The organism is Bacillus sp. CCB-MMP212 (assembly GCF_022748145.1).
In the GTDB taxonomy this organism is placed as follows: Bacteria; Bacillota; Bacilli; order Bacillales; family Bacillaceae_G; genus Bacillus_A; species Bacillus_A cereus.
Genome location: NZ_JALDQE010000002.1, coordinates 219,894 through 240,540 on the forward strand (window position 1 = coordinate 219,894; position 20,647 = coordinate 240,540).

The window sequence follows — 20,647 nt, forward strand, 5'->3', positions numbered from 1 at the left end:
ATATGGTTTATAATAGGATTAAGGCGCAATAGACTGGTTAATAGCGGGACAAGACGAAAAATAGAAAAGAGAATTTCTTGTTTTGTGTAAATGTTTTTTATAATATTTGACATGTTGACAGATTATGAAATGAAAGTGAGTGATCCATGTGGATCTAACGCAAATTCAAAACCCTAGTTTTTTGAAAGATATGTCTATCAGTGAACTAGAGGGATTGAGTGAGGATATTCGTAAGTTTTTAATTGAAGAGCTCTCTCAAACAGGTGGACATATTGCACCTAATTTAGGTGTAGTAGAACTCACAATTGCTCTGCACAAATTATTTGATAGCCCGCAAGATAAATTTTTATGGGATGTAGGACATCAATCCTATGTACATAAAATTTTAACTGGACGCGCGAAAGAGTTTGGTACATTAAGGCAATATCAAGGTCTATGTGGTTTCCCGAAACGTTGCGAGAGTGAGCATGATGTATGGGAAACTGGTCATAGCTCGACTTCGTTATCGGCTGCAATGGGAATGGCTCTGGCACGTGATTTAAAGAAAACGAAAGAATATGTTATACCAATTATTGGAGATGGTGCTTTAACAGGTGGAATGGCCTTAGAGGCATTGAACCATATTGGACATGAAAAAACAGACATGATTGTTATTTTGAATGATAATGAAATGTCAATTGCACCAAACGTTGGTGCGCTTCATAATGTACTCGGTCGTTTACGTACCGCAGGAAAATATCACTGGGTAAAAGATGAGTTAGAGTATATATTAAAGAAAATCCCAGCAGTTGGCGGAAAAGTGGCTGCGACAGCAGAGAAAATAAAAGATAGTCTTAAATATTTACTAGTATCTGGTGTCTTTTTCGAAGAGTTAGGCTTTACATATTTAGGTCCAGTCGATGGGCATGATTATGAAAAGTTATTCGAAACGTTGCAATATGCAAAGAAAACAAAAGGCCCAGTACTTGTTCACGTTATTACGAAAAAAGGAAAAGGTTATAAACCGGCTGAGAGTGACGTTATTGGAACTTGGCATGGAACAGGACCTTATAAAATTGAATCAGGTGACTTCGTTAAGCCAAAAGAAGTTGCACCAGCATGGAGTGCTGTCGTTAGTGAAACAGTACTTAAGCTAGCGAGAGCGGATGAGCGTATCGTAGCAATTACACCTGCAATGCCTGTTGGATCAAAACTTGAGAAATTCCAAAAAGAATTCCCAGATCGTATGATTGATGTAGGTATTGCAGAACAGCACGCTACAACAATGGCAGCAGGTATGGCAACGCAAGGAATGAAGCCATTCTTAGCAATTTATTCGACATTTTTACAAAGAGCATATGACCAAGTTGTTCATGATATATGCCGCCAAAATTTAAATGTTTTCATCGGAATAGATCGCTCGGGATTAGTAGGAGCAGATGGTGAAACGCATCAAGGCGTATTTGATATCTCATTCTTACGTCACTTGCCGAATATGGTGCTTATGATGCCGAAAGATGAAAATGAAGGGCAACATTTAGTTTATACGGCGATGCAATATGAAGATGGACCAATCGCATTGCGTTATGCTCGTGGTAATGGACTTGGCGTTCATATGGATGAAGAATTAAAGGCGATTCCAATCGGTACGTGGGAGACGTTAAAAGAGGGTACACAAGCAGCTATTTTAACGTTTGGTACGACAATACCAATGGCAATGGAAGCAGCTGAGCGTCTTGAAAAAGCTGGGGTTTCAGTGAAAGTAGTGAATGCTCGCTTTATTAAACCAATGGATGAAGCATATTTACATGATCTTCTAGGGAAGAATATACCGATTTTAACGATTGAAGAAGCTTGTTTAATCGGTGGTTTTGGAACAGGAGTAGTTGAATTTGCATCTGAAAATGGTTACCATAGTGCATTAGTTGAACGAATGGGTATTCCAGACCGCTTCATAGAGCACGGAAGTGTAACAAAATTATTAGAAGAAATTGGTTTAACGACAGATGCTGTTGTAGACCGTATTCATACAATGATTCCATCAAAACAAAAAAGGGCGTAACAAATGAGCGTAAAAAAAGAAAGAGTAGATGTACTATTAGTAGAGCGAGGACTTATAGAAACGCGTGAGAAAGCAAAGCGCGCCATTATGGCCGGACTCGTATATGCAAATGAGATGAGACTTGATAAGCCAGGAGAGAAAATCTCGCAAGATACTGAGATTACGGTGAAGGGACAAGTTATGCCGTATGTAAGTCGTGGTGGTTATAAACTTGAAAAGGCATTAGAGACATTTCATCTTGATTTACAAGATAAAGTTATGATAGATATTGGTTCATCAACTGGTGGCTTTACAGATTGCGCGCTTCAAAATGGAGCGAAATTATCTTATGCATTAGATGTAGGATACAATCAACTAGCGTGGAAATTACGTCAGGATGAGCGTGTTGTTGTAATGGAACGAACAAACTTCCGTTACGTGACACCAGCAGACTTAGAACGTGGTTTACCTCAATTTGCAAGTATTGATGTTTCATTTATATCATTAAAGCTTATACTGCCAGTTTTAAAAACAATGCTTATGCCTAACGGAGATGTAGCAGCGTTAATTAAACCGCAGTTTGAAGCTGGAAGAGAGCAAGTTGGGAAAAAAGGTATCGTTCGTGATAGAAAAGTACATGAAGCTGTTGTAGAAATGATTGTCGATTTTGCTTTAAAAGAGGGCTATGATGTGGAAGGTTTAACATTCTCACCAATTACGGGTGGGGATGGTAATATTGAATTTTTAATTCATCTGAAATGGCATGGTGAACGTGAGAATGGCGAAAATCATTCTCCGATTTCTATAGAGCAAGTTGTTACAGAAGCACATGACGTTCTAAAACAAAAAGGGAAAGGGGAATAACATATGTTGTTCCTCTTTTTGCTGTAATTGTATAATGATTGTAAAAACAATTGTGTACAAGAAACGAATTATAAGTTAACATAAATAAGTGAAGTATACCAATGTTTAAACTATGGTAAGAGATAGTGTGAGGTGCAAATGTATGAATAAAGGTCAGCGCCATATTAAAATCAGGGAAATTATTGCAAACAAAGAAATTGAAACACAAGATGAATTAGTTGATATTTTACGTAATGAGGGATTTAATGTAACGCAAGCAACAGTATCGCGCGATATTAAAGAACTGCACTTAGTGAAGGTGCCATTACATGATGGGCGCTATAAATATAGCTTGCCAGCAGATCAACGATTTAACCCGTTACAAAAATTAAAACGAAATCTAGTGGATTCATTTGTAAAATTAGACACGGCAGGACATATGCTTGTGCTAAAAACATTGCCTGGTAACGCTCATTCACTTGGAGCACTTATTGATCATTTAGAGTGGGATGAGATCATCGGAACCATCTGTGGTGATGATACTTGCTTAATTATTTGCCGTACACCTGACGATACAGGTGTTGTCTCTGATCGTTTCTTAAATATGTTGTAACAAAAAATCTTGTTTGCTTTCCATCGTAAAGTGGGAAGTGAACAAGATATTTTTATTGGTCAAAAATATGATTTTTCAATTGTAATATAATATTTTGTTTGCATAAAGTTAGAAAATAGATGGATTGACCCGTAAAACAAATGTTTGGTACAATGAAGCGGGTTAGAAGAGTATATACATACAAATATATAGCATGATTATTTGAATGAAGAAATGAGAAAATCCTTTAGTAAGGGATTATTTTATAACGAGGTGAATGGGGCATTGTTATCGGAATTATCGATTAGAAACTTTGCTATTATTGAAGCATTAAATATTTCTTTTCAAAAAGGTTTAACGGTTTTAAGCGGTGAAACAGGGGCCGGAAAATCGATTATTATTGATGCGATTAGTTTACTTGTAGGTGGCCGTGGGTCAGCAGAATTTGTTCGATATGGAACAGAAAAGGCTGAGATTGAAGGGCTGTTTTATGTTGAAGATGATAAGCATCCATGTATTGAAAAGGCAGAAGAGTTAGATATAGAAATAGAAGATGGCATGATTATTTTAAAGCGTGATATTGCTGCGAACGGGAAGAGTGTATGTCGTGTAAATGGGAAGCTTGTTACACTTAGCATATTAAAAGAAATTGGGAAAACACTTGTTGATATTCATGGACAGCATGAAACGCAAGATTTAATGAATGAAGAACGACATCTGTTTATGCTTGATCACTTTGATGGGGATCGAATCGTTAAACAACTAGACATATATCAAAACGTATACGCTGACTATGAAAAATTAAAAAAACAATTGAAATCGTTAAGTGAAAATGAACAACAGATGGCACATCGCTTAGATTTAATTCAATTTCAGCATGAAGAAATTCGCAAAGCTGATTTAAAGATGGATGAAGAAAATGAATTAACTGAGGAACGATTGCAAATTTCTAATTTTGAAAAGATTTATAAAGCATTAGGTGATGCATATCGTTCATTGAGTGCTGACGGACAAGGATTAGATAATGTAAGAAGCGCAATGGGACAAATGGAAAGTATTACACATTTAGATGAAATGTATCAAGAGAATCATGATTCAATTGCAAATAGCTATTACTTATTAGAAGAGGTTGCATATCAACTGAGAGAAAAGCTCGATATGATGGAATATGATCCAAATCGTTTAGATGAAATCGAAACACGTTTGAATGAAATTCGTATGCTAAAGAGAAAATATGGAAATACTGTAGAAGAGATTTTAGCGTATGCAGATAAAATTGAACAAGAAATATTTACAATTGAAAATAAAGACGTTCATATTGAAACGACGAAGAAACAGTTGAAGGAATTAGAAAGTGTTATTCTGAAAGAAGCAACGTTGTTAAGTAATATGCGTCATGAGCTTGCAGAACACCTTACAAATGCAATTCATCAGGAATTAAAAGAATTATATATGGAAAAAACGAAATTTGAAGTGAGAATTATGAAGAGAGAAGGAAATGCAGAAGAGCCCCTTGTGGAAGGTGCACCGGTAAGACTTACGGCAGATGGTTACGATCATGTGGAATTTTATATTTCGACCAACCCAGGAGAGCCGCTAAAACCACTTTCAAAGGTTGCTTCTGGCGGAGAGTTATCTCGTATCATTTTAGCTTTAAAAAGCATTTTTTCTAAGCATCAAGGGGTTGCATCTGTTATTTTTGATGAAGTGGATACGGGTGTAAGTGGCCGGGTCGCACAGGCTATTGCTGAAAAAATTTATCGAGTATCAGTAAACTCGCAAGTACTTTGTATTACGCACTTACCTCAAGTAGCTTCAATGGCAGATTCGCATTTATTTATTCGAAAACAAGTAGCGAATGATCGGACAATTACATCAGTTACTGTTTTAACTATGGAGGATAAAGTAACAGAAATAGCTCGAATGATTTCTGGTGTGGAAATCACAGATTTAACGACGGAGCATGCGAAAGAATTACTTACGCAAGCGCATCATTTTAAACAGACAGCAGAGGCTATCCAGTAATGGATAGCTTTTTTTCTCAAATGACGATTTCTTAATTCTTCCGGTTATAAATAAAGCATTGCAAGGAGAGATTAAAAAGTGAAGCCAAGAGGCTGAATGTGGGGTAGGAGCGAGGAGAGTGAACAAGTTGAAATTAGAAAAATTTCGAAAAATAATAGGTCTTTGTCTCCTTGTTTCTTTAGTTTTTATTGGATGTTTTAAACCGCTTCGAACGTTTATTTCATCACCGAAACAACTTGTTGTTTTTGAAGGACAACAATCAGAAATATCATCATTACCAGTTTTCAAAGCTTCATCCACAAATCGTCATGTATTTACAGTGAGTTCGAATGAACAAAAACAAGGACTTATGGTAAATTCTCATCAAAATGGTGAAGCTGATATGGTATTTCAGCTTGCGGGTTTTCCAGTGAAAAAAGTAAATGTGAAAGTGTTAAAAGATTTTAAAGTGATTCCAGGTGGACAATCAATTGGTGTGAAATTAAATACAAAAGGTGTACTTGTTGTAGGCCATCATTTAATTCAAACTGAAAAAGGTAAAATATCTCCTGGTGAAACAGCAGGTGTACAAATTGGAGATATGATTACTGAAATTAATGGTAAAACCATTGAAAGAATGAGTGATGTAGCACCGTTTATTCATAATAGTGGAGAAACAGGTGAACCGCTTAATCTTGTATTGTTAAGAGATGGAAAATATATTCGCACGAAGCTAACGCCGCAAAAAGACGATGGTGAATCGTCTTATCGAATTGGCTTGTATATCCGCGATTCGGCAGCTGGAATTGGAACAATGACATTTGTTCATCCGGATTCTATGAAATACGGGGCGCTTGGTCATGTTATTTCTGATAATGATACAAAAAAGCCGATTCAAGTCGAAGATGGACAAATTATGCGCTCGACAGTTACATCAATTGAAAGAGGCAGTCATGGGAATCCAGGCGAGAAATTAGCAAGATTTTCACCAGATCGTGAAGTGATTGGCAATATTACAATTAATAGTCCATATGGTATTTTTGGAAAATTAAATACGAATATGAAAAACGGTATAATGGATAAAGCAATGCCTATCGCATTATCTCATCAAGTAAAAGAAGGACCGGCAAAAATATTAACAGTTATTGATCAAGATAAAGTAGAAGCGTTTGATATTGAAGTTGTTAGTACAGTGCAGCAAAAATTCCCAGCTACAAAGGGTATGGTAATAAAGGTAACAGATAAACGTCTATTAGCGAAAACGGGCGGTATCGTACAAGGAATGAGTGGAAGTCCAATTGTACAAAATGGAAAAGTAATTGGTGCTGTTACACATGTATTTGTAAATGATCCAACATCCGGATATGGTGTTCATATTGAATGGATGTTACATCAAGCTGGAATTAATATTTATGATCAAGAGAAAAAAGCGAGCTAATACATATTAGCTCGCTTTTTCTGTTGAAAAATTCGTTGAAATTTTGTAAAAGCTCCGCAAGAGGTGTTTTTTGTTGTAAAATAAAAGAAAAGGGTTGAACGTTTCGTTGTATTTCTATGATGGAATGTGTTGCGAAAGGGAATAAATGAACGATAAACATATTTTTTTGTGATTTTATCGGAAAGTAAGAAACTTTAAAAGGGAATTTTCACACAATTGTCGAACAATTCATGTAGCCTAGAAGGATACACATGTCGGAGAATCGATTCGGTAAGGGAGGAAAAGCTGTGGAGAAAATTAAAGTATGTCTTGTGGATGATAATAAAGAACTAGTATCAATGTTAGAGAGCTATGTAGCTGCTCAAGATGATATGGAAGTAATCGGTACTGCTTATAATGGTCAAGAGTGTTTAAACTTATTAACAGATAAGCAACCTGATGTACTCGTTTTAGACATTATTATGCCACACTTAGATGGTTTAGCTGTATTGGAAAAAATGCGACATATTGAAAGGTTAAAACAGCCTAGCGTAATTATGTTGACAGCATTCGGGCAAGAAGATGTGACGAAAAAAGCAGTTGACTTAGGTGCCTCATATTTCATATTAAAACCATTTGATATGGAGAATTTAACGAGTCATATTCGTCAAGTGAGTGGTAAAGCAAATGCTATGATTAAACGTCCACTACCATCATTCCGATCAGCAACAACAGTAGATGGAAAACCGAAAAATTTAGATGCGAGTATTACGAGTATCATTCATGAAATTGGTGTACCCGCTCATATTAAAGGATATATGTATTTACGAGAAGCAATCTCCATGGTATACAACGATATCGAATTATTAGGATCGATTACGAAAGTATTGTATCCAGATATCGCAAAGAAATATAATACCACAGCAAGCCGTGTGGAGCGAGCAATTCGTCACGCGATTGAAGTAGCTTGGAGCCGTGGGAATATTGATTCTATTTCGTCCTTATTCGGTTATACAGTATCCATGTCAAAAGCAAAACCTACGAACTCTGAGTTTATCGCAATGGTTGCGGATAAGCTGAGACTTGAACATAAGGCTTCGTAAACGCTGTAGTATCAAGGTGTTAAGCGTATTTCATAATAAAATTTAATAACCAACGAATTACGTATGTAGGCAATAAAGTACATAGGTAATTGGCGGTTAATTTAAAAACCTTCTATTTATTGGATTGAAATTTTGATTCCAATAGCTAGGAGGTTTTTTGTTGTATGAATAACTTTCAAATGAATGTAGAAAACTTTTTACTTCATTGCGATGCAAAGCATCTAAATAGAAGAAAATGATGAACTCTTATTAAGTTGACCTATCAATTTGAGGATGGGCACCAATAAATAGAATCATTTAATGATAGTTATGAAATATACAATGCCTTGATATAGCGATGGTAATACAGTATCCATGTCAAAAGCAAACCTACGAATTCTGAATTTATGGCAATGGTTGCGGATAAGCTGAGAGTAGGAACAGTAAGGGATTTAAGTTATAGTAAAGCTTAATAATTCTTGCAATTTATACTCGATAGTAAATTTAAAATCAATGAGTTTTTTATTTACCTCGATTTAAGGATTTTGAAGGAATACATATTTATATAGAAAAATGCAGTGAAAATACGGATATGTACAGAAAATAAGTGGATTTGACATCATAATCTCTATAACGTATCATTGATTTGGAAAAGTTAGAGATATAGGAGAATGGATGAATGACTTTAAAAAAAATAGTAAATCGAGCGTACCCAATCATTGTCATGACGGTGTTTTTATCTATATTTTCAATGATAGTAAGTAAATTTTTTATCCCAAAAACAATTTTGATGAGGGGTGAATTTCCTTATCCGACTGAGGAGTATACTCCCAAAAAAGTCGCTGCTGTTATAGCGTTGACGTTGCTTTTATTTGTGCTCTTCTTTATGTATTATAAATTGGTTATTAATAAAATGAAAAGAACGTATACAAATATTATGATTGCTTTAGGTATCATAATCATTTTGACGATGGAAATAATTATTACTTCCATAGCATTTAACCCTGTTGTTGGGGATTATGCTATCCTTAAACAAGGAATTGTCTCTGTGTTTAATGGAGATAATCAATTTTTAGAAATGGGACAGCTTTTATTTTATCCATATAATACACATGTTGTATTAATAGGAGGATATTTTGCTAAATTGATAGGGAGCGTAGATTTAGCGATAAAAATATTACCAATAGCTTGTATCACAGGCAGTATTATTTTAAATGTATTGATTGTAAGGAAAATTACAAACTTTAAAGTTGCTCACATATCGATTGTGTTATCTGTGCTAAATATTTTTATATATTGGCAGGCACCAGTTTTCTATACTCATACATTGGTAATATTTTTTATTTCAGCAACAATGTATACATATTTGTGCTTGAAAACGGCGGAAACAAAAAGAATGAAGATTATTTTATGGATTTTATTAGGGGTTTTCGCAGCTTGTACTTATATTATAAGACCGACAGCATTAACCGTAGCGTTAGCGATTTTAATTGAAAATATTTTTAAGTTTCGTAAGGAATACTCTGTAAAGGTGTTAAGTAGTGTTTTATTTTGTTTAATCCTTATTGTAAGTTTTAAAGGTATAACGACAAAGCTAAATCTCAGTACCGATAATGAAATTGAAAAAATTCCATTCACTCATTGGGTGAAAATGGGCCTGAACAAAGATACGTATGGTGTGTGGAATCAGGCAGATGCAGATTATATTGATGATGAAAACATAAAGAATACGAAAGATTTGAATGAGCACAATCAAGAAGTTATAGTGCAACGTTTCAGTGAACTTGGTGTAATGGGTTATGTGCAACATTTGAATGAAAAAATAACTAGAGAATGGGTATCAAGTCAGTTCTCCATGTACCGTATTGGGCAATGGTTTGAACAGAAGAATGACATGGTAACTAATTACGTATCGAATTATAGTACAACGAAGTATAAAATCGTTACTATATATTCGTATATTATCAAATTATTTGTTTATATAGCTGTTTTGGCGGCTGTTATTCTTTATAAAAAGAAAGATGAAAATGAATCGGAAGTTATACGAATTGCGATGATTAGTGCATTAGGGGTATTTACTTTCTTGTTACTATGGGAAACAGCTCCTCATTATACGTATGAAGCATTTGCATTTATGAATATTCCAGCTTCTTTAGGATTGTATAAAGTGTTTATGATTTTTAACAAAGAAAAGAAAAACGCATAATTTGAGTAACTAAAACGAGTAATGAGAAGCCCCCTCTTTTGTTAAAAGAGGGGGCTTCATTTAAATGTTTGAAGAAAAGATTAAATGGGATCATAGTATATCCGGTAAGGGATTTTAGCAAGGAAGTCATCCGTGATATAATAGAAAATATAAAAAGCCCTGCAAAACAGGACTGTATTACTCTTCGTCTTTATTTTGTTTTTCTAATTCAACTAGCTTTTGAATTAAAATGTGCTGCGGCATATGCATGAGTTGTTCAAGTGGAACACCTAGTGCTTTTGATAAGCGGACTGCAGTATCTGGAGAAATTTGTAATGGTCTCATAGAAGTACCTCCTTTTTCGTATAGTATAGCATAAGATTGGGGGAGTGAGGATGACTCTTATATTTGCACATCGTGGTGCGGCTGGAACGTACCCAGAAAATACAATGATTTCATTTGAAGCGGCTGAGTCTTTTAGAGCGGATGGAATTGAACTTGATGTTCAATTAACGAAAGATGGAAAAGTTGTCGTCATTCATGATGAAACGGTGGACCGAACAACAAATGGAAAAGGTGCGGTTCGGAATTATGTATATGAGGATTTATGCAAGTTAGATGCAAGTTATAAATTTGGTGATAAAGTAGGGTTTTGTAAAATACCACTTTTAGAAGAGGTATTAGAATGGCTTGAACAAACGAGTTTGCTACTTAATATTGAACTTAAAAATAATAAAATTCCATACAGAGGTTTAGAGGAAGAAGTTATAACGCTTGTACGGAAATTTAGTTTAGAGGATCGTGTTATATTTTCTTCGTTTAATCACTACAGCATGAAGCGGTGTCATATGATGGCTCCTGATATTCAAACAGCAATTTTATATCGCGAAGGTTTGCATAGTCCGTGGGCATACGCGAAAAAAATGGGGGCTACAGCAGTACATCCGAATTATCGTTACCTTCAAGATGCTATTGCTGAACTAACGATGGAAAGTGGTGTAGAGGTTCGCCCTTATACAATTAATGAAGAAACGCTTATGCGTAAATATTTTGATATGAATATATCGGCGATTATTACTGATTACCCTGAAACGGCAAGAACGTTGTTGCCAATAAAAAAATGAGACCGCGTGTAACGGTCTCATTTTTTTATTTATAAATAGTGGGGCCTTCCTATCTTCTAAAGCGAGCCTGTACTTTATTTCGTTTACGGTCTCGGTGCAAGACGAAGCCACCGAAGATATAAAACCCGAGCCCGAAGCAGAGAGCACCGATTAAAAATTGTAACCACAGTATAGAGATTGGTGGAAATAGAATCCCGAATACAGTATCTCTCATTAACTTTATACCAAACACAGCTAATGAAATAGGGATGAGTGCTAATAGTAGAGCAACGTAACGCTGCATACATAACTCTCCTTTTCAGATTATTTCGTATATTTTAATGATGTTATACGGAAAGGGGGTTTGTCAAGAGGGTGCTGAACGAGTAAGATAAGGGTGTGAAAAAATTTGCAGAGTTACTTCGAGAGGAAGTGTAATATATGAAACAAAAAGTATTAATTGTTGGTGCAGGTGAAGGCGGGAGCGCACTGCTGAATCTGTTACATAGTTCGAATATATTTCAAATTATAGGGATTATTGATATAAATCCGTTGGCAAAAGGATTACAAATTGCTAAGGAATATGGAATTGCAATTGGAGAAAGTGTAACTCCATTTCTTTCTATGCATATCGATGTAATATTTGATATGACAGGTGAAGATGATGTACATAAAGTTTTATTGGAAAAAAAGAAAAAAGACACTCTTCTTATACCAGGTGATATTGCAAAAATTGTTACAGGATTAGCGCATGAGAAGGAAGGGTTAATTGGGCGGTTAGAGGAACAAACGCAACAAGGAGAATTAATTTTAAATTCTACGCATGACGGCATGATCGTAATTGATCGAGAGGGACAAGTTCGTCTTTTTAATAAAAGTGCGGAGCGTATTATCGGATATAAAAAAGAAGAGGCGATAGGAAAATATATTTTAGAAGTCATTCCCACTAGTAAATTACTTCGCATTATACGTACGAAACAAATAGAAGTAAATTATGAACTAACATTAGAGAATGGAAAGAAAATTATTACAACGCGTATACCGATATTAAAAGAAAGCGGAGAGGTACAAGGGGCATTTGCAATTTTTAAAGATATAACAGAAGTTGTAGATTTAGCGGAAGAAGTTACAGACTTAAAAGAAATTCAAACACTATTAGAGGCAATTATCAACTCATCTGAAGAAGCGATTTCGGTTGTGGATGAAAAAGGAAGAGGTTTAGTCATTAACCCGGCATATACGAAATTAACGGGTCTAACAGAAGAAGATATTATTGGGAAGCCTGCTACAACTGATATTGTAGAAGGCGAAAGTATGCATATGAAAGTACTTCGAACGCGTCGTGCGGTGCGCGGAATACATATGAAGATTGGGCAAAAAAAGCGCGATGTAATTGTAAACGTAGCGCCAGTTATTGTGGATGGAATATTGAAAGGAAGCGTTGGCGTTATCCGTGACGTGTCGGAAATTCAAAAGTTAACAAATGAATTGAATAGAGCAAGGCAAATTATTCGCACATTAGAAGCAAAATATTCATTTGATGATATTGTCGGAAATTCAGATGAAACAACGGCAGCTATCGAACAGGCGAAGCTAGGAGCGAATACACCAGCAACGGTACTGTTACGCGGTGAATCTGGGACTGGTAAAGAATTGTTTGCACATGCAATCCATAATGGAAGTAATCGAAAATACAATAAATTCGTCCGTGTAAACTGTGCGGCTATTTCGGAGACGTTGTTAGAAAGTGAATTATTTGGTTATGAGGAAGGGGCGTTTTCTGGAGCGAAAAGAGGCGGGAAACGTGGGTTCTTTGAGGAAGCGAATAACGGTAGTATTTTTTTAGATGAAATAGGGGAGTTATCTGCAAATACACAAGCGAAACTCCTTCGTGTATTGCAGGAAAAAGAAATTGTAAAAGTTGGTGGGACGAAAGCGATACCCATTAATGTTCGAGTAATTGCAGCGACACATGTGAATTTAGAAAAGGCTATTCTAGAAGGGAAGTTTAGGGAGGATTTATATTATCGATTAAATAAAATTCCAATTCAAATTCCATCTCTTCGTCAACGTAAAGGAGATATACCGAAAATTGCGGACAGGTTGATTCAAAAAATTAATCAAGATTATGGTCGTAATGTAGAAGGGCTCACTGATTCAGCTATTTTATATTTACAATCATACGAATGGCCAGGAAATGTGAGAGAACTTGAAAATATTTTAGGACGAGCGATTATTTTTATGAATTATAACGAGATCTATATTGATGTACAACATTTACCACCATTACATAATGAAGAGCAGGTAGAGTCAAAGCAATCTCATTTATTACCTGAATTAGAAGAAAAGCCACTTGAACATTTAGTAACAGAGTTTGAAGGGAATATTATTCATGAATATTTGGAGAGATTTGATGGGAATAAAACACAAACTGCAAAAGCGTTAGGAATTTCCGTTCGAAATTTATATTATAAGCTAGAAAAGTATGACCATGCAAAAAATAGCATGCAATAAATTGCGTACCGTGCAATTTATTGCATGGTATACAAAAAGCGACAAAATAAGACAGAATCTTTTGTTATTTTCCAAAGTATTGATTTTACTGCATTTTGAATGCGTTTTCATTATTGGTAAGACCACTTTTAAAAGTTGGCACGGTATTTGCTTTATAAATAGACGAGGGACGACGGAAAGGGTTGATTACAAAATATGAAGTTAGAATACTTAATTGATCAAGCAGCGGGACAGCCTAAAAAAACTGTAGCTGTAGCAGTAGCTGAAGATCATGAAGTAATTGAAGCTGTAGCGAAAGCAATTAAATTACAGCTAGCTCAATTTCGTCTATATGGAAATCAAGAAAAAATAATGGGGATGCTACAAGAACATGGTTTACAAACTTCAGAACATGTTGAAGTGATTGCAGCAATGTCTAATGCAGAGGCTGCAGAACTTTCTGTTAAATCTGTGAGAAATGGTGAGGCAGACGTGCTTATGAAGGGTAACATCCCAACAGCGAATATTTTGAAGGCTGTGTTAAACAAAGAGTGGGGCCTACGTAAAGGTAGCGTACTTTCACATGTAGCAGCATTTGAAGTTCCAAATTATGATCGTCTTATTTTCGTTACAGATGCAGCGATGAACATCGCACCTGATGTAACACAAAAAGCTGCTATTATACAAAATACTGTAGAAGTTGCCCGGGCAATAGGAATCGACTTGCCAAAAGTGGCACCAATTGCAGCAGTAGAAGTTGTGAATCCAGCGATGCAGGCGACAATTGATGCAGCGATGTTAACACAAATGAATCGCCGCGGACAAATTAAAGATTGTATCGTTGATGGACCACTTGCTTTAGATAATGCAGTATCACAAATTGCAGCAGAGCATAAAGGCATAGTAAGTGATGTAGCAGGTAAGGCAGATATTTTACTCGTCCCAACGATTGAAGCTGGAAATGTGCTATATAAATCACTCGTATACTTTGCGGATGCAAAAGTAGGAGCAATGATTGCTGGCGCAAAAGCACCGATTGTTTTAACATCTCGTGCTGATTCAGCAGAAACAAAAGTATATTCATTAGCATTGGCAGTTGCGACTGCTTCAAAATAAACCAAAAAGGGTAAAACATTAGGGGGAAACGACAATGACATTAGAAATCTTCGAATACTTAGAAAAATATGATTATGAGCAAGTGGTATTTTGTCAAGATAAAGAATCTGGTTTAAAAGCAATTATTGCAATTCATGATACAACACTTGGACCGGCTCTTGGTGGAACAAGAATGTGGACATATGATTCTGAAGAAGCGGCGATTGAAGATGCATTGCGTCTTGCAAAAGGGATGACATACAAAAACGCAGCAGCTGGTTTAAACTTAGGTGGTGCGAAAACAGTAATTATCGGTGATCCTCGTAAAGATAAGAGCGAAGCAATGTTCCGTGCACTAGGACGTTATATCCAAGGACTAAACGGACGATACATTACAGCTGAAGATGTTGGTACAACAGTAGATGATATGGATATTATCCACGAAGAAACTGACTTTGTAACAGGTATCTCACCATCATTCGGTTCTTCTGGTAACCCATCTCCAGTAACTGCATACGGTGTTTATCGTGGTATGAAAGCAGCTGCAAAAGAAGCTTTCGGTACTGACAATTTAGAAGGAAAAGTAATTGCTGTTCAAGGCGTTGGTAACGTAGCATATCATCTATGCAAACATTTACACGCTGAAGGAGCAAAATTAATCGTTACAGATATTAATAAAGAAGCTGTACAACGTGCTGTAGAAGAATTCGGTGCATCAGCAGTTGAACCAAATGAAATTTACGGTGTGGAATGCGATATTTACGCACCATGTGCATTAGGCGCAACAGTTAATGATGAAACTATTCCACAACTTAAAGCAAAAGTAATCGCAGGTTCTGCAAATAACCAATTAAAAGAAGATCGTCACGGTGACATCATTCATGAAATGGGTATTGTATACGCACCAGATTATGTAATTAATGCAGGTGGCGTAATTAACGTAGCAGACGAATTATATGGATACAATAGAGAACGTGCACTAAAACGTGTTGAGTCTATTTATGACACGATTGCAAAAGTAATCGAAATTTCAAAACGCGATGGCATAGCAACTTATGTAGCGGCAGATCGTCTAGCTGAAGAGCGCATTGCAAGCTTGAAGAATTCTCGTAGCACTTACTTACGCAACGGTCACGATATTATTAGCCGTCGCTAATCATTCATATATAACTTTTACAAAAGGTGTGGTTACCTCTTATGAGGTTTCCACTTCCTTTTGAATTTATTAGTGGAGGTAGCAACATTGTCTGTAAATCGAATTCTTGTTATTAACCCAGGTAGTACATCCACAAAAATTGGTGTTTTTGATAATGAAAGACCCGTTCTAGAAGAAACGATTCGTCATGACGTAGAACAGATTGGAAAATATAAGAGAATTATCGACCAATATGAGTTTCGAAAAGAAACGATTTTAGAAGTTCTACATTCTCATGGTATTAACATTTCAAAATTAAACGCTGTTTGTGGGCGTGGTGGATTACTTCGTCCAATCGAAGGCGGTACGTATACAGTAAACGATGCGATGTTAGAAGATTTGAAAAATGGCTTTAGCGGTCATCACGCTTCAAACCTTGGAGGCATTTTAGCATATGAAATTGCTTCTGGATTAAACATTCCTGCATTCATTGTAGATCCTGTCGTTGTAGATGAGATGGAGCCGGTTGCTCGTATAAGTGGCATTGCTGGTATGGAACGCAAAAGTATCTTCCATGCATTAAATCAAAAAGCAGTTGCTCGTAAAGTAGCTGAACAGTTAAATCACAAATACGAGGATTTAAATTTATTAGTTACACATATGGGTGGCGGTATTACAGTTGGTGCTCATAAAAAAGGAAGAGTAATCGATGTGAATAACGGTTTAAACGGAGAAGGACCATTTAGTCCAGAGCGCGCTGGTACAGTACCAGTAGGGCAACTAGTAGAAATGTGTTTCTCTGGTGAGTATTACCGTGATGAAATGATTAAAAAACTTGTCGGACAAGGTGGACTTGTAAGTTTAATCGGTACAAATGATGCGATTAAAGTAGAGCAAATGGTTGAAAAAGGTGATCCTGAAGCAACTCTTATTTATAAAGCAATGGCATATCAAGTTGCAAAAGAGATTGGCGGAGCTAGCGCTGTACTTCACGGGAAAATCGATGCAATCGTATTAACTGGTGGACTGGCATACAGTAAAATTCTTGTCGATGAAATAAAAGAGCGAGTGGACTGGATTGCAGATGTTATCGTACATCCAGGCGAAGATGAGTTAGAAGCGTTAGCAGAAGGAGCACTTCGTGTATTACGTGAAGAAGAAGCTCCAAAAGAATACGTTGTACGTGAAAAAGAAACGGTAGCTAGGGGTTGAGATAATGGCAAAAGAATATGATTTAGTCATCGTTGGCGGCGGTACTGGTGGATATGTTGCTGCAATTCGTGCATCACAATTAGGGTTAAAAACAGCACTAGTCGAAAAAGAAAATCTTGGTGGTACTTGTTTACACAAAGGATGTATTCCTAGTAAAGCTCTTTTACGTAGTGCGGAAGTATATGCAACTGCTAAAAAAAGCGAAGAGTTCGGAGTTATTGCAAGCAATGTAGAACTAAACTTTGCAAAAGTACAAGAGCGTAAAGAGAAGATTGTAACGCAGCTTCATAAAGGCGTTCAACATTTAATGAAACAAGGTAAAATTGATGTGTTTGAAGGTATTGGTCGTATTCTTGGCCCGTCTATTTTCTCTCCTATGCCAGGGACAATTTCAGTTGAACTTGCAAGTGGAGAAGAGAATGAAATGTTAATTCCAAAAAATGTACTTGTTGCAACAGGTTCTCGTCCAAATTCATTACCAGGTTTAGAATTAGATGGAGAATACGTAATGTCTTCGGATCATGCCCTAAAAATGGAAACGCTTCCTAGTTCGATTATTATCGTTGGTGGCGGTGTAATCGGTATTGAGTGGGCATCTATGCTTGCTGACTTCGGTGTAGAAGTTACAGTATTAGAGTATGCAAAAACGATATTACCACTAGAAGATCAAGACGTTTCAAAAGAAATGCAACGTCTATTCAAGAAAAAAGGTATTAAAGTGGTAACTGGTGCAAAAGTATTACCAGAAACATTGGTAAAAGATAATGGAGTAACAATCCAAGCTGAACACAACGGTGAAAATAAAGAATTTAAAGCAGAAAAAATGCTTGTATCTGTAGGAAGACAAGCGAATACGCAAAATATTGGCTTAGAGAACACAGATATCGTTGTGGAAAAAGGATACATTCAAACAAATGAGTTTTATCAAACGAAAGAATCGCATATTTACGCAATTGGAGATGTAATCGGTGGCCTGCAACTTGCTCACGTTGCTTCTCATGAAGGAATTGCTGCAGTAGAACATATTGCAGGGAAAGAAGTTACACCAATTGATTACTCTATGGTATCAAAATGCGTATATAGCAGTCCAGAAGTTGCTTCTGTCGGTTTAACAGAACAAGAAGCGAAAGAAAAAGGCTATAAGTTAAAAGTAGGTAAGTTCTCATTCCGCGCAATCGGAAAAGCACTTGTATACGGAGAATCAGATGGTTTCGTAAAACTTGTAGTTGATGAAGAGACAAATGACATTCTTGGTGTTCATATGATTGGACCGCATGTAACAGATATGATTTCTGAAGCTGGTCTTGCAAGAGTACTTGATGCAACACCTTGGGAAGTAGCACATACAATTCATCCGCATCCATCATTATCTGAGGCGATTGGTGAAGCAGCACTTGCTGTAGATGGAAGAGCGTTACACGCATAAAAATGTGGATTTAGGAGGTTATGAAAAATGGCAGAAGTAAAAGAAAAGCGCCATGAAGAGCTTGGCTTAAGTGATGAGCAAGTATTAGAAATGTTCCGTACGATGTTACTTGCACGTAAAATCGACGAACGTATGTGGTTATTAAACCGCGCTGGTAAAATTCCATTCGTAATTTCTTGTCAAGGACAAGAGGCTGCACAAGTTGGAGCGGCGTTCGCTCTTGATAGAGAGAAAGATTATGCATTACCATACTATCGTGATATGGGTGTTGTACTAGCATTTGGTATGACAGCTAAAGAGCTTATGTTGTCTGCTTTCGCGAAAGCTGGAGATCCAAACTCTGGTGGTCGTCAAATGCCTGGTCACTTCGGTCAAAAGAAAAATCGTATTGTTACAGGTTCATCTCCAGTAACAACGCAAGTACCACATGCAGTTGGTATTGCACTAGCTGGAAAAATGGAGAAGAAAGATTTAGTAACGTTCGTTACATTTGGAGAAGGTTCTTCAAACCAAGGTGACTTCCATGAAGGGGCAAACTTTGCTGGTGTACACAAACTACCTGTTATTTTTATGTGTGAAAATAACAAATATGCAATCTCTATTCCGGTTGAAAAACAATTAGCATGTAAAAACGTATCAGATCGTGCAATTGGTTATGGTATGCCTGGATATACAATAGACGGAAACGATCCGCTTGCAGTATATAAAGCTGTAAAAGAAGCAGCAGATCGCGGTCGTCGTGGTGAAGGCCCAACTTTAATTGAAACAGTATCATATCGTTTAACAGCACATTCTAGTGACGATGATGATCGTGTTTATCGTGATAAAGAAGAAGTAGAAGAAGCAAAGAAAAAAGATTCAATTATAACATTCGCGGCTTATTTAAAAGAAGCTGGTGTGTTAACTGAGGAATCGGAAAAACAAATGTTAGACGAAATTATGCATATCGTAAATGAAGCAACAGAATATGCAGAAAATGCTCCGTATGCAGCACCTGAAGATGCATTGAAGCACGTATACGCAGAATAGGGGGGAACGTTTCATGGCTGTAATGTCTTATATTGATGCTATTACATTAGCAATGCGCGAAGAAATGGAACGCGATGAGAAAGTATTCGTTTTAGGAGAAGATGTTGGTAAAAAAGGTGGCGTGTTTAAAGCGACACACGGTTTGTATGATCAATTTGGTGAAGATCGTGCGCTTGATGCACCGCTTGCAGAATCTGCAATTGCTGGGGTAGCAATTGGTGCAGCAATGTATGGTATGCGTCCAATCGCTGAAATGCAGTTTGCTGATTTCATCATGCCAGCAGTAAACCAAATTGTTTCTGAGGCAGCAAAAATTCGTTATCGTTCTAATAATGATTGGACTTGTCCAGTTACAATCCGTGCACCATTTGGTGGGGGTGTTCACGGTGCATTGTATCATTCACAATCTGTAGAAGCGATGTTTGCAAACCAACCAGGTTTAAAAATCGTTATCCCTTCTACACCATATGATGCAAAAGGCTTATTAAAAGCAGCCATTCGTGATGAAGATCCAGTATTATTCTTCGAACATAAACGTGCATATCGTTTAATTAAAGGTGAAGTGCCGGAGGATGACTACGTATTACCAATCGGAAAAGCAGATGTAAAACGTGAAGGTGATGATATTACAGTTATCACGTACGGATTATGTGTTCATTTTGCTCTTCAAGCAGCTGAAAAGTTAGCACAAGATGGCATCTCTGCACACATTCTTGATTTACGTACTGTATATCCATTAGATAAAGAAGCAATCATTGAAGCAGCTTCTAAAACAGGTAAAGTTCTTCTTGTAACAGAAGACAATAAAGAAGGAAGCATTATGAGTGAAGTGGCAGCAATTATTGCTGAAAACTGTCTATTTGATTTAGATGCGCCAATCGCACGTCTTGCAGGTCCAGACGTTCCAGCAATGCCATATGCACCAACAATGGAAAAATTCTTTATGGTAAATCCAGATAAAGTTGAAAAAGCAATGCGTGAACTTGCGGAATTTTAATCGGGGGGACTATA

At 36.6% G+C, this 20,647-nt stretch carries 17 protein-coding genes; 15 read left to right on the forward strand and 2 right to left on the reverse strand.

Annotated elements, in window-relative coordinates:
- The first annotated feature begins 148 nt into the window (after positions 1-148).
- From dxs to MRP26_RS05980, 7 genes are all read left to right on the forward strand, one after another.
- The gene (gene dxs / locus MRP26_RS05950) at positions 149-2,041 is read left to right on the forward strand and encodes a 1-deoxy-D-xylulose-5-phosphate synthase (protein ID WP_000366452.1); all 1,893 of its coding nucleotides are present in this window, start codon (positions 149-151) and stop codon (positions 2,039-2,041) included.
- A 3-nt stretch (positions 2,042-2,044) separates the two neighbouring features.
- The gene (locus MRP26_RS05955; RefSeq protein ID WP_000111872.1) at positions 2,045-2,884 is read left to right on the forward strand and encodes a TlyA family RNA methyltransferase; all 840 of its coding nucleotides are present in this window, start codon (positions 2,045-2,047) and stop codon (positions 2,882-2,884) included.
- Positions 2,885-3,026: 142 nt separating this feature from the next.
- Positions 3,027-3,476, forward strand: coding sequence for an arginine repressor ArgR (gene argR / locus MRP26_RS05960; RefSeq protein WP_001032580.1), 450 nt, complete (start codon positions 3,027-3,029; stop codon positions 3,474-3,476).
- Positions 3,477-3,740: 264 nt separating this feature from the next.
- The gene (gene recN, locus MRP26_RS05965; RefSeq protein WP_000947734.1) at positions 3,741-5,480 is read left to right on the forward strand and encodes a DNA repair protein RecN; all 1,740 of its coding nucleotides are present in this window, start codon (positions 3,741-3,743) and stop codon (positions 5,478-5,480) included.
- A 118-nt stretch (positions 5,481-5,598) separates the two neighbouring features.
- A complete protein-coding gene (gene spoIVB / locus MRP26_RS05970) occupies positions 5,599-6,897 on the forward strand; it encodes a SpoIVB peptidase (protein ID WP_242806038.1) in 1,299 nt (432 codons plus the stop codon).
- 287 nt (positions 6,898-7,184) lie between these two features.
- Positions 7,185-7,979 (forward strand): sporulation transcription factor Spo0A, encoded by a 795-nt coding sequence (gene spo0A, locus MRP26_RS05975; protein ID WP_011110369.1) that lies wholly within the window; start codon positions 7,185-7,187, stop codon positions 7,977-7,979.
- A gap of 658 nt (positions 7,980-8,637) precedes the next feature.
- A complete protein-coding gene (locus tag MRP26_RS05980) occupies positions 8,638-10,164 on the forward strand; it encodes a glycosyltransferase family protein (RefSeq protein ID WP_053563675.1) in 1,527 nt (508 codons plus the stop codon).
- Between the two features lie 177 nt (positions 10,165-10,341).
- Here MRP26_RS05980 and MRP26_RS05985 read toward each other — a convergent pair whose 3' ends face one another.
- Complete coding sequence (locus MRP26_RS05985) at positions 10,342-10,488, reverse strand: YycC family protein (protein ID WP_001247671.1); 147 nt, start codon at positions 10,486-10,488, stop codon at positions 10,342-10,344.
- 50 nt (positions 10,489-10,538) lie between these two features.
- Between MRP26_RS05985 and MRP26_RS05990 the strand changes: the two genes are divergently transcribed.
- Positions 10,539-11,267, forward strand: coding sequence for a glycerophosphodiester phosphodiesterase (locus tag MRP26_RS05990; protein WP_000172580.1), 729 nt, complete (start codon positions 10,539-10,541; stop codon positions 11,265-11,267).
- A gap of 49 nt (positions 11,268-11,316) precedes the next feature.
- On the opposite strand, the gene MRP26_RS05995 is transcribed toward MRP26_RS05990, so the two are convergent.
- Positions 11,317-11,550 (reverse strand): DUF2627 domain-containing protein, encoded by a 234-nt coding sequence (locus tag MRP26_RS05995; RefSeq protein ID WP_001190211.1) that lies wholly within the window; start codon positions 11,548-11,550, stop codon positions 11,317-11,319.
- A 137-nt stretch (positions 11,551-11,687) separates the two neighbouring features.
- Here MRP26_RS05995 and MRP26_RS06000 point away from each other — a divergent pair, with 137 nt between their 5' ends.
- From MRP26_RS06000 to bfmBAB, 7 genes are all read left to right on the forward strand, one after another.
- On the forward strand, positions 11,688-13,760 hold the full coding sequence (locus MRP26_RS06000) for a sigma-54 interaction domain-containing protein (RefSeq protein ID WP_078400971.1): 2,073 nt from the start codon (positions 11,688-11,690) through the stop codon (positions 13,758-13,760).
- Positions 13,761-13,955: 195 nt separating this feature from the next.
- Positions 13,956-14,855 carry a phosphate butyryltransferase gene (yqiS, locus tag MRP26_RS06005; protein WP_053563676.1) on the forward strand — a complete coding sequence of 300 codons (900 nt, stop codon included), beginning with the start codon at positions 13,956-13,958 and terminating at the stop codon, positions 14,853-14,855.
- Between the two features lie 34 nt (positions 14,856-14,889).
- Entirely contained in the window at positions 14,890-15,990 is a 1,101-nt protein-coding gene (locus MRP26_RS06010) for a leucine dehydrogenase (protein ID WP_000171355.1), read from the forward strand.
- An 87-nt stretch (positions 15,991-16,077) separates the two neighbouring features.
- The gene (buk, locus tag MRP26_RS06015) at positions 16,078-17,181 is read left to right on the forward strand and encodes a butyrate kinase (RefSeq protein ID WP_000115781.1); all 1,104 of its coding nucleotides are present in this window, start codon (positions 16,078-16,080) and stop codon (positions 17,179-17,181) included.
- 4 nt (positions 17,182-17,185) lie between these two features.
- A complete protein-coding gene (gene lpdA / locus MRP26_RS06020) occupies positions 17,186-18,607 on the forward strand; it encodes a dihydrolipoyl dehydrogenase (protein ID WP_001051295.1) in 1,422 nt (473 codons plus the stop codon).
- 27 nt (positions 18,608-18,634) lie between these two features.
- A complete protein-coding gene (gene bfmBAA / locus MRP26_RS06025) occupies positions 18,635-19,636 on the forward strand; it encodes a 3-methyl-2-oxobutanoate dehydrogenase subunit alpha (RefSeq protein ID WP_000852551.1) in 1,002 nt (333 codons plus the stop codon).
- A 13-nt stretch (positions 19,637-19,649) separates the two neighbouring features.
- On the forward strand, positions 19,650-20,633 hold the full coding sequence (bfmBAB, locus tag MRP26_RS06030) for a 3-methyl-2-oxobutanoate dehydrogenase subunit beta (protein WP_000290071.1): 984 nt from the start codon (positions 19,650-19,652) through the stop codon (positions 20,631-20,633).
- Positions 20,634-20,647 lie beyond the last annotated feature (14 nt).